The sequence below is a fragment of the Mesorhizobium sp. M2A.F.Ca.ET.042.01.1.1 genome (assembly GCF_003997405.1).
Classification (GTDB): domain Bacteria; phylum Pseudomonadota; class Alphaproteobacteria; order Rhizobiales; family Rhizobiaceae; genus Mesorhizobium.
Genome location: NZ_RZRX01000368.1, coordinates 1 through 4,400 on the forward strand (window position 1 = coordinate 1; position 4,400 = coordinate 4,400).

The following is a 4,400-nucleotide window of genomic DNA, read 5'->3' on the forward strand; positions in this document are numbered from 1 at the left end:
GGCCTGGCGCGACGGGCCACCGATGACAGTGATGAGACGTTCGGCGTGTGCCCCCGCGGCGCGTTGCAACAGCTCGGCATCGTCGGCGTGGATGGCGACAACAACCGGGCCGATCAACGGATGCGAAAGAAAGATATCCAGAGTATGGGCGATAACGGCCCGGCCGCCGATGCGCTGATATTGCTTCGGACCGTCGGCTTGACCGGCACGCGCGCCACGGCCGGCGGCGACGATCACCACTCCGATCCCGCCGCCTGGGGACGCCGCTTGCTTTTCGCTTGCCTCGCTCATTCCGATCGGTCCTAGTCGGGGTGATGGCCGAAGGCCAGCATTTTCCAAAATGCGCCTTAATGTGACGTCATTGCGCGTTGCACAACGCCGCACTTCTGGCTAGAGAATGTGCAACGATCGAACATGCTTGGTTTTTGTGCATGGCTGAACTGACCACATTGGCATCGCCACTTGATGTCGGCGGGGTAAAAATCCACAATCGGGTTTTCCTCGCGCCGATGTCGGGCATCACCGACGAGCCGTTCCGGCGGCGCGCCCACGCGCATGGCGCGGGGCTGGTCGTGTCGGAAATGGTGGCGAGCGGCGAACTGGCCAAGGGCAGGGCGGGCTGCGACCTGCGTATACGTTATTCCGGCCTGCCGGTACATATGGTGCAACTGGCCGGCCGCGAGGCCGCCCATATGGGCGAGGCCGCGCGAATCGCGGCGGGCGAGGGCGCCGATATCATCGACATCAACATGGGCTGCCCGGCGAAGAAGGTGACCGGCGGCTATGCCGGCTCGGCGCTGATGCGCGACCTCGACCATGCGCTGTCCCTGATCGAGGCGGTGGTCGGCGCCGTTTCGGTGCCGGTGACGGTCAAGATGCGGCTGGGCTGGGACGAAAGCGCTCTCAACGCCCCGATGCTGGCGCGCCGCGCCGAACAGGCCGGCGTCAGCATGGTGACCGTGCATGGCCGCACGCGCTGCCAGTTCTATCAGGGCAAGGCCGACTGGCGCGCCATCGCGCGCGTCAAGCAAGCCGTCTCGATCCCGGTGGTGGCGAATGGCGATGTCGGCTCGCCTGAGGAAGCAGCGGCGATCCTCAAACTTTCCGGCGCCGACGCGGTGATGATCGGCCGCGCACATTACGGCGCGCCGTGGATCGCCGGCGGCATTGCGGCAGTCGCGGCAGGCGCAAACACACGGGGAATTCCAACGACGCCGCAAGAGTTAACCGATTACGTCGTCTCGCATTACGAGGACATGCTCGCGCTCTACGGCGTCGAAAGCGGGCTGCGCCAGGCGCGCAAGCATCTCGGCTGGTATCTTGACCGCCATGCTCCAGGTGTTTGCGCCGAGCAGCGCAAACGTATCCTCACATCGTTCGAACCGGCCAAAGTCGTCGCCGGATTGCGCCGCGTATTCACCGACAGCTTGCCGTCGGACAGCCGGCGGAGCGCTGCATGAAAGCCGATGCCCCGCAGCAGGTGGCGGACGCCGCCAACATCGTGCTCAACACCATCCGCCGCCCGGTAATCATGGTCGATCCCGACGGCTTCATCACTTTCGCCAATGCGGATGCCGAGGATTTCTTCCGCTCCAGCGCGACCATGCTTGCCCGCAACACGCTGTCCAAGCTGGTGCCCTTCGGCAGCCCGTTGCTGACGCTTGTCGACCAGGTGCGCGAGCGCCGCGCGCCGGTCAATGAATACCGCGTCGACGTCTCGTCGCCGCGCCTCGGCATCGAGAAGATGGTCGATCTCTATGTCGCGCCTGTGCCGGAGTTTCCGGGTTCCGTCGTCGTGATGTTCCAGGAACGGTCGATGGCCGACAAGATCGACCGCCAGATGACGCATCGGGGTGCTGCGCGCTCCGTCACCGGCCTGGCCGCCATGCTGGCCCACGAAATCAAGAACCCGCTGTCCGGCATCAGGGGCGCGGCGCAGTTGCTCGAACTGTCGGCTTCCGACGAGGACCGGGCGCTCACCCGCCTGATCACGGACGAAACCGACCGCATCGTCTCGCTGGTCGACCGTATGGAAGTGTTTTCGGACGAGCGGCCGATCGAGCGCTATCCCGTCAACATTCACGTCGTCCTGGATCATGTGAAGGCTATCGCCAAGAACGGTTTTGCTAGGCGAATCAAGATCTTGGAAGAATATGATCCATCACTGCCTCCGGTCTTCGCCAACCGTGATCAGCTGATCCAGGTCTTCCTCAACCTGGTCAAGAACGCCGCCGAGGCGATCGGCGCCGACCCGCAGGGCGAGATTGTGCTGTCGACGGCATTTCGTCCCGGCATCCGCGTTTCCGTGCCTGGAACGCAGGACCGCGTCTCGCTGCCGCTGGAATTCTGCGTGCACGACAACGGTCCCGGCGTATCGGAAGACATCCTGCCGATCCTCTTCGATCCGTTCATCACCACCAAGCCGAATGGCTCCGGCCTCGGGCTGGCGCTGGTCGCCAAGATCGTCGGCGAGCATGGCGGCATCATCGAATGCGATTCGACGCCGCGGGGCACCACGTTCCGCGTCCTGATGCCGGCCTGGAAGGAGACTTCGCCCGGCTCAGGCGATGAAGCAGAAGGAGACCGCAAATGAGCGTTCGCGGCAATATTCTGGTCGCCGACGACGATGCGGCCATCCGCACCGTGCTCAACCAGGCTCTGTCGCGCGTCGGCCACGAAGTGCGCGTCACCTCGAACGCCTCGACGCTGTGGCGCTGGGTCGCGGCTGGCGAAGGCGATCTGGTCATCACCGATGTGGTGATGCCGGACGAAAACGCCTTCGACATGCTGCCGCGCATCAAGAAGGCTCGGCCCGAGCTGCCGGTCATCGTCATGAGCGCCCAGAACACCTTCATGACCGCCATCCGCGCCTCCGAGACGGGCGCCTACGAATATCTGCCGAAGCCATTCGACCTCACCGAGCTGCTCAACATCGTCAACCGGGCGCTGTCCGAGCCGAAGCGGCCGAAGCTCGACGCCCGCGCGGAGGACCAGCCGGAAACGATGCCGCTGGTCGGCCGCTCCGCCGCCATGCAGGACATCTACCGCATGCTGGCGCGCATGATGCAGACCGATCTCACGGTCATGATCAGCGGCGAATCCGGCACCGGCAAGGAGCTGGTGGCGCGCGCCCTGCACGAATATGGCCGACGCCGCGGCGGCCCGTTCGTGGCCATCAACATGGCGGCGATTCCGCGCGACCTCATCGAATCGGAACTGTTCGGCCACGAGAAGGGCGCCTTCACCGGCGCGCAGAACCGTTCCAGCGGCCGATTCGAGCAGGCGGAGGGCGGCACGCTGTTTCTCGACGAAATCGGTGATATGCCGATGGAAGCGCAGACCCGGCTGCTGCGCGTCCTGCAGCAGGGTGAATACACGACGGTCGGCGGACGCACGCCGATCAAGACCGACGTGCGCATCGTCGCGGCCACGAACAAGGACCTGCGCACGCTGATCAATCAGGGCCTCTTCCGCGAAGACCTGTTCTATCGCCTCAATGTCGTGCCGCTGAGGCTGCCGGCGCTGCGCGAGCGTTCCGAGGACATTCCCGACCTGGTGCGGCATTTCTTCAAGCAGGGCGCCAGCGAGGGCCTGCAGACCAAGCGGATTTCGTCCGGCGGCATCGAGCTCATGAAGCGCTATCCCTGGCCGGGCAATGTGCGCGAGCTGGAAAACCTGGTGCGCCGGCTGGCCGCCCTCTACTCGCAGGACGAGATTTCGTCGGAAATCATCGAGTCCGAGCTCAAGACCGGCGAGAGGCCAGTCGTGCCGGACGGCGGCGCGCTCATCCCCGACGATCTGTCGATCGGCCAGGCGGTCGAGCATTTCCTGCAGCGCTATTTCGCCTCCTTCGCCGGCGAATTGCCCCCGTCGGGACTTTACCAGCGCATTCTTGCCGAGGTCGAATATCCGCTGGTGCTGGCTTCGATGACGGCGACGCGCGGCAACCAGATCAAGGCGGCGGAGCTTTTGGGGCTCAACCGCAACACGCTGCGCAAGAAGATCCGCGAGCTTGGCGTCAACGTATACAAGTCGTCCAGGCAGCCATAGCGCAGCCTCGTGCTTGCGATAATTGGCGAATTGACGGGGAAAGATTTCGTCCTCGGCCACACTTGTTGCATAATCGCCACAATGCGTTGCATACATCCGACGCAATGACCGACTCTGTACCGCGACATGGCAGCTGAGGCTCCGACCCTGAACCAACCGCTTTTCAGCCAGGCTGGCACACGTGACGGCCGACGGCTGCTGGCGCTGCCCGGCGTGGTGGCCATCGCCGGCGCGGTGATCACGGCGGCAATCTCGTTTGCTATCCTGGTCGGCGCAACGCCGATCGCGCCGACCGCCGACACGACCTGGGCGCTCGTCGCGGCCAATGCCGTCTTCGTTGTGTTCCTGAT

The 4,400-nt window shown here is 64.5% G+C and carries 5 protein-coding genes; 4 read left to right on the forward strand and 1 reads right to left on the reverse strand.

The window, feature by feature from the left end:
• Positions 1 to 291: 2-C-methyl-D-erythritol 4-phosphate cytidylyltransferase (locus EOA23_RS31880; RefSeq protein ID WP_148669354.1), on the reverse strand; the 291-nt coding region annotated here is incomplete at its 3' end.
• 140 nt (positions 292 to 431) lie between these two features.
• Here EOA23_RS31880 and dusB point away from each other — a divergent pair.
• The 4 genes from dusB to EOA23_RS31900 all read left to right on the forward strand — a co-directional run.
• Positions 432 to 1,460 (forward strand): tRNA dihydrouridine synthase DusB, encoded by a 1,029-nt coding sequence (gene dusB / locus EOA23_RS31885; protein WP_127307014.1) that lies wholly within the window; start codon positions 432 to 434, stop codon positions 1,458 to 1,460.
• The gene (locus EOA23_RS31890; protein ID WP_127307015.1) at positions 1,457 to 2,593 is read left to right on the forward strand and encodes a nitrogen regulation protein NR(II); all 1,137 of its coding nucleotides are present in this window, start codon (positions 1,457 to 1,459) and stop codon (positions 2,591 to 2,593) included. The genes dusB and EOA23_RS31890 overlap by 4 nt, the downstream gene beginning before the upstream one ends.
• Positions 2,590 to 4,050: a nitrogen regulation protein NR(I) gene (ntrC, locus tag EOA23_RS31895; RefSeq protein WP_042642300.1), complete on the forward strand. Its 1,461-nt coding sequence runs from the start codon at positions 2,590 to 2,592 to the stop codon at positions 4,048 to 4,050. The genes EOA23_RS31890 and ntrC overlap by 4 nt, the downstream gene beginning before the upstream one ends.
• Positions 4,051 to 4,176: 126 nt before the next feature.
• Positions 4,177 to 4,400, forward strand: a 224-nt coding sequence (locus EOA23_RS31900; RefSeq protein ID WP_145966545.1) for a hypothetical protein, incomplete at its 3' end; no start/stop codon positions are given.